The 249-nt window shown below is 65.1% G+C and carries 1 pseudogene; it reads right to left on the bottom strand.

Annotation, left to right across the window (positions count from 1 at the left end):
- Positions 1-249: pseudogene (locus AC0L3B_RS40015) on the bottom strand (alpha/beta fold hydrolase); the annotation flags it as partial.

Below are 249 nucleotides of genomic sequence, written 5' to 3'. Positions count from 1 at the left end.
GCTCAGTTCAGGTTGCCCAGGGGCGCCCATGATCACCGGGGCCATGCTGCTGGACCAGCCGAGGTAGTTGCTGTCGAGGGTGTCGAGCAGGTCTTCGATGTCGTCGCGCTTGAAGCCGCCGACATAGCTCTGGGTGTCGATATAGCGCGGCGAAGGGCCAATCATCACGTGCGCCGCGACCCGTCCCGGGGCGAAGCGGTCGGCAATGGCGCCGATCATCGCGCTGACCGAGTGACCCACCAGAATCAC

This window comes from Bradyrhizobium sp. Kon56, assembly GCF_055807635.1.
The sequence above is the reverse complement of the archived record's forward strand: the minus strand, read 5'-3'. Positions and strand labels throughout refer to the sequence as shown.